Below are 5,175 nucleotides of genomic sequence, written 5' to 3'. Positions count from 1 at the left end.
CATGACCACCTTCGCCTACCCCTTCGGAGACGCCACGGTGTCGGCCAAGCGCATGATCCGCGAACGCTTCGCCCTCGGGCGGGGCGTCCGCGACGGCGTCAACGTCGGGCGCGAGGACCGGGGCCTGATCAGGAGCATCGGTCTGGAGAGCCGCCGCCTGCCCGGCTACGATCTCGACGCCCTGATGGCCGAAACGGCGGCGACAAAGGGCTGGCTTACCGCCTACGGCCACGACGTGTCCGACGATCCCACCGACTACGGCTGCACGCCGGATGATCTGGATCGGGTGCTGGCGGCGGCGAAGGCGGCGCGGCTGGAGATCATGCCGGTCGGGGCGGCTTGGACGCGGGTTCGCCCTTAACCCTTGTCGTCATTCCGGGCGCGGCGCAGCGGAGACCCGGAACCCAGCGGCGCGCGAGCGCGAACCTGTCGGGAGCGCCGCTTTGGCCCGTTATCGATCTGGAGAACCGCCGCCGGTGTTTCGCCGCCGTGGCGGCGCCGCTGAGTTCCGGGTCTGCGAGCCGCTGCGCGTCTCTCCGCCCGAAATGACGGCAAGTAAGGAGCGCTACGCCGCCTCGGCCAGCCGCTGCTCCCGCCGCCCGTCCGCCCAGCGGATCAGCGCCGCCCGCGGCCAGGCCACGATCCACGATCGCGCGGTGTATTCGCCCTTCTCGATCAGGGCCGCGCGTGTCGGGGATGAGGTCGCCGCCCGCTGGGTATGAATCTCGCCCGGCCCCTGATGGACCATGAAGGCGCCGTGCTTCAGCGGGTTGACGCGCAGATAGGCCAGCCGCGGGCTGATCTGCTCCAGCGGCGGATCGTAGAACCAGCTCGATCCCAGCATCCCCGCCATCTCGGGCCGGCGCTTGCAGATTTCCGCCGCCGAGGCCCAGGCGCGGTCCCAGCCGGCCTCATTGAAGTCGGACAGTTCGCGGCTCTCAGTGTGCACCTCCAGCCACGGCTTCCACGCCTGCGCGGCCGCGTAGGCCGGGATCACCGACCAGCCCCACCCCTCGCGGGCGTGGCGCAGCACCTGTCCGGGCCCCATCGGCGACGAGAGGTCGATCATCTGGGTGCGCGCGCCCGGCACGCTCAGGACCAGCGAAATCCGCACGTCCTTGGCCCAGAAGTCCCTGTCGTAGGGATCGGCGGCGGCGGTCAGGAAGTCGGCGAGGCGCTGGATCCATTGCGGATACAGCTCCATCACCGCCAACGGCAGGTCGGCGGCCGGCACGCGCGCCGGCATCTCCAGCGCCCACAGCGCGACCAAGGCCCGGCGGTGGTCGTCCGTCAGTGCATCTCCGAACGCCTGTTGCAGCGCCTCCTCGGCCCGATGCCCGGGCTGGTCGAAATCCCAGTGCGGCGCGGACGCCTCGGCGGCGACGGCGGCGCCGGACTTGAGTGCATGCAGACGGGCGCGGTCGTCCGGCGTCACCCGGTTCAGCACGGTCTCGAAGGCGGCGATCTGCGGCGGCGAGAGAATATCCATGCCGCGACCCTAGCAAACACCGGTTGTTGGCCCGTTAAGGCCGCGCGGGGCTCAGCCGCCCGGCGGCGTGGCGCGCGACGGATCGGGCCGCCGATCGACCTGACCGTCCGTCGGATTGCGCACCGGCGGAGAGGCTATGGTCGTGGTGACCGCAGAGGGCTGGCCGTTCGGAGCCGTAGCGCCGGGCGAGGCGGGTCGGGTGGTGGCGGTCGCGCCCATCGAACCCGGCGCGGCCGGAGCAGCCGGAGCAGCCGGAGCAGCCGCGACGGGAGCGGCCGGAGCCGCTTCCGTCGACTCCGCGGCGGCCGGCGCCATGGACTCAGCAGGGTTCAGCACCTTGTCGATGGCGAAGACGGAGCCGTTCGAGGCGTCGATGTCCGCGCGCGTGATGGTCGCGCCGTCAATCCGCAGTCCCTCGCCGGCGCCGTCGATGAGCACATGAGTCCCACTGGCGGTCTCCACCCCCCCGCGGGTGCCCATGATCTGGGCCGAAGAGACGTCGGAGACGATCACATGGTACAGCAGAAGCGTCCGCAGTTCCTGCCGATTGGCGGGACTTATCAGTCGCGTTCGTTCGGCCTCGGACAGCGCCGCGAAGGCTTCGTCGGTCGGGGCGAAGATGGTGATCGCCGGGCGTGAACTCAGCGTCTGCGTCAGCTGCGCGGCGTCGAGGGCCGCCAGAAGGGTGGTGAAATTCCCCTGCGCCCTCAGCACCTCGATCACGTTCCCGGCCGCTGAGGACCGGGCGGCGGAAGCGGGCGTCGCCGGCGTGGCGGGCGTCGCGGCGGGGGCTGGGGTCGCCGCCGCCCCCTCGTTGGGCCGCGCAGCCGGTGCGGCGGGGGTCGCGGCGGTTGAAGGGTCGGCTGGCGTCGCGGACGTGGCGGGTCTAGCCGGCGCCGGCGCGGTCTGGGCCATCGCGCCCGAGGCGGCCAGGAGGGCGGCGGAGGCGACAGCGGGGAACAGACGGTTTCGGGGCATGGTGGATCCTTTCCGACGGCACGACGCGGGTCGCGTTGGGCCCGCGGCAACGGAAGTGCGCGCCGCTGAAACGGCATCGAGAAGCCGTCAGTTCCGGGGCGCGGCCCCCGGAGGGGTCAGTGTTCCGACGCCGGCCCGTTCAGCAGGGCAGGTTCGATCCACCAACCACGGCGGCGGTCGGCGAGGCCCCGCGCGGCCGAAGACGCCTGGTCCATCGAGTCGAACAGGGCGAACACCGTGGCGCCGGATCCGGACATCCGGGCCAGCCGTGCGCCCGGCAAGCGCCCAGACTCCTCCAGCGCCTCGCCGATCGCCGGCTGCAGGGCGACCGCCGGGTCCTGCAGATCGTTCCGTTGCGCGGCCAGCCACGCGAAGACGGCGGCCGAGCTCCAGTCCGCGGGCGGCCGTGGGCGATCGGCCGCCCCCTGTCGGCCGTGGTCGTAGGCGCGGTAAACATCGCCCGTCGGCGACGGGACGCCCGGGTTGATCAAGACCGCCGGCAATGGTGGAAGGCGCGGCTCGAAGGTCAGCCGGTCCCCGCGTCCCTCGGCCCAAGTGGTACGGGCGTGCAGGCACATCGGCCCATCAGCCCCCACGGTCTCGGCGATGCCCGACAGCTGCTCGTCGTCGAACGGGAGTTCAAACAGGTCACGCGCCAGCCTCAGCGCCGCGCCCGCGTCGGACGACCCCCCGCCCAGTCCGGCCGCGACGGGCAGCCGCTTGTCCAGCGCCAGCGCCATCGGCAGCTCCCGGCCCGCCGCCTCACCCAAGGCGCGCACCGCCCTGAGCACCAGATTCTCGTCCCCTTCGCCCAGCTCTCCGGCGAAAGGACCGGAGATGCGGAGCGACGTCCGGTGCGCCGGTTCGGCCGTCAGGCGGTCTCCCACATCAGCGAAGGCGACGAGGCTCACGAGGGGATGAAAGCCGTCGTCCGCGACCGAGCCGACATGAAGGAACAGGTTGATCTTGGCGCGCGCGAGCGCCTCAGCCTGCGCCATGCGTCAGGCGGAACCGCCGGACACGGGCGACGGCTCCGGCAGGCCGCGCGCCAGCTTCTGCTCCACCTCCGCCCGCCGCTCGGGGTCCGGCTCCAGCGTCAGCACGCGGCTCCACTGCCACTCCGCCTCGCGCCGCCGACCGACCTGCCAGTAGGCGTCTCCGAGGTGATCGACGATCTCGGCGTTGCCGGGCAGCTTGGCCACCGCCTCCTCCAGCGTCTGCACCGCCGCCTCGTACTGACCCTGACGGAACTGAGCCCAGCCCAGCGAATCCTGGATGTTGCCGTTCTCGGGCTCAGCGGCGTGGGCGCGGGCCAGCATCGCGGCCCCCTCGTCGACGCGCCGGCCGCTGTCGACCCAGAGGTAGCCCAGGTAGTTCAGGATGGTCGGGTCGTTCGGCTGAGCCTGCAAGGCGGCCCAGAGCTCGGCCTCCGCCTCCTCCACGCGTCCGAGGCTCTCGAGCGACGCGCCCCGCAGGAAGTGAAACTGCGCCGGTTGGCCCGCGACGTTCACGTTGGGCCGGCTCAGCACCGCCAGCGCCTCCGCGTGCCGCTCCATACCGGCCAGTTGGGCGGCCAGGGCGTAGGCGAAGGCCGGTTGGCCCCCGGCGGCGGCGTCCGCGCGCTGAAGCGCCGCCAACGCCTCGTCCGCCTGGTCCTCGGCGGCGTGGGCGGTCGCCAGCCCCACTTGCGCCCGGGCGTAGGTGATCGGATCGGCGCGGCTGACCCGGCTGAAGGCTTCGCGGGCGAGGATCGGCTGCGCCTGCCGTCCCTGGCTGAGACTCTGACCCAGCTGAAGGGCCAGACGGTCGCTCGGCTGCAGGCTCTCCGCCATGCGCAGGTAGATGGTCGCAAGCTCGAAGGCCTGGCCCACGCTGGCCTGCAGCGCCGCGAATTCGAGGGCCCCCGCCGCAAGCTCCACAGGAGCCGGGGCCGCAGGCGGTCGGCCGCGGGCCGTCAGGCGGGCGCGTGCGGCCGTCGCTTCGGGGTTGGGATTTCCGCCCGTCAGGGCCGCGTCGTAGATCGCCAGCGCCTCGTCCCGCCGCCCGCGGCGCTCGAGAAAGGCGGCGTAGTCCAGCGCGAACAGCAGCGATCCGCCCTGCGCGGCCATCAGGATATCATACTCGGCCTGGGCTTCGGCGTAGCGCCGCCGGCTCTCCAGCAAGGCCGCGCGCTGTTGGCGCAGGATGAAAGCCGCGGGGTCGGTGGGCGCCGTGTCCACCATCTTGAGCGCCGTGTCCCAATCTCCCGCGGCGGCGGCCACCGACGGCGTCAGGTAGCGCGCGACGCTGCTGAACGGATCCTCGAAGGGCCGGCCGGTCAACAGGGCGAGGCTTGTCCGCGCTTCCCCTGAACGAAGGGTCTGCACCACCTCGATGAGCCGTCCGGCCTCCGCCAGCTGGGGCGTGTCCGAAACCATGGGCGTCAGCCGCGCCACGTTCGCGAGGTCTCCGCCGAACAGGCCCGAACGGAAGGCCTCCTCGCCCAGCACCGGCTGCTCCGGCGCCAGCGCATACGCTTCCCGCAGCAGGTCCGCGCCCACGCTGCGGTCGCCCCGGATGCTCGCCAGTCGGCCCGCCAGATACAGGCCATAGGCGGACTGCCCCGCCGGATCGAGCGGGACGGGCGCCCAGACGGCCGGTATCGGCGGCGCGGCGGGCGCGGCCGCCTCTACCGGCGGACTACTGTCGGACGGAACGATCAAGGGCGG

The 5,175-nt window shown here is 72.5% G+C and carries 4 protein-coding genes and 1 pseudogene; 1 reads left to right on the top strand and 4 read right to left on the bottom strand.

Annotation, left to right across the window (positions count from 1 at the left end):
- A pseudogene (locus tag VGB60_RS08620) lies at positions 1-361 on the top strand (polysaccharide deacetylase); the annotation flags it as partial.
- Between the two features lie 204 nt (positions 362-565).
- Here VGB60_RS08620 and VGB60_RS08615 read toward each other — a convergent pair.
- From VGB60_RS08615 to VGB60_RS08600, 4 genes are all read right to left on the bottom strand, one after another.
- Entirely contained in the window at positions 566-1,489 is a 924-nt protein-coding gene (locus VGB60_RS08615; protein ID WP_331037858.1) for a hypothetical protein, read from the bottom strand.
- Positions 1,490-1,540: 51 nt separating this feature from the next.
- The gene (locus VGB60_RS08610; protein WP_331037857.1) at positions 1,541-2,467 is read right to left on the bottom strand and encodes a fasciclin domain-containing protein; all 927 of its coding nucleotides are present in this window, start codon (positions 2,465-2,467) and stop codon (positions 1,541-1,543) included.
- A gap of 116 nt (positions 2,468-2,583) precedes the next feature.
- Positions 2,584-3,465, bottom strand: a complete 882-nt coding sequence (locus VGB60_RS08605) for a 4-(cytidine 5'-diphospho)-2-C-methyl-D-erythritol kinase (RefSeq protein WP_331037856.1) — start codon at positions 3,463-3,465, stop codon at positions 2,584-2,586.
- A gap of 3 nt (positions 3,466-3,468) precedes the next feature.
- Positions 3,469-5,175 (bottom strand): tetratricopeptide repeat protein (locus VGB60_RS08600; protein ID WP_331037855.1); only part of this gene is annotated, 1,707 nt, incomplete at its 5' end.

Origin of the sequence: Brevundimonas sp. (assembly GCF_036399195.1) — a bacterium.
Classification (GTDB): Bacteria; Pseudomonadota; Alphaproteobacteria; order Caulobacterales; family Caulobacteraceae; genus Brevundimonas.
Note: the sequence above shows the minus strand (reverse complement) of the source record. Positions and strands in the feature narration are given on the sequence as shown.

Excerpts from the sequence above, each read along its gene's own strand:
- VGB60_RS08610 (WP_331037857.1), bottom strand. The coding sequence starts at position 2,467 with ATGCCCCGAAACCGTCTGTTCCCCGCTGTCGCCTCCGCCGCCCTCCTG.
- VGB60_RS08605 (WP_331037856.1), bottom strand. The coding sequence starts at position 3,465 with ATGGCGCAGGCTGAGGCGCTCGCGCGCGCCAAGATCAACCTGTTCCTT.
- VGB60_RS08615 (WP_331037858.1), bottom strand. The coding sequence starts at position 1,489 with ATGGATATTCTCTCGCCGCCGCAGATCGCCGCCTTCGAGACCGTGCTG.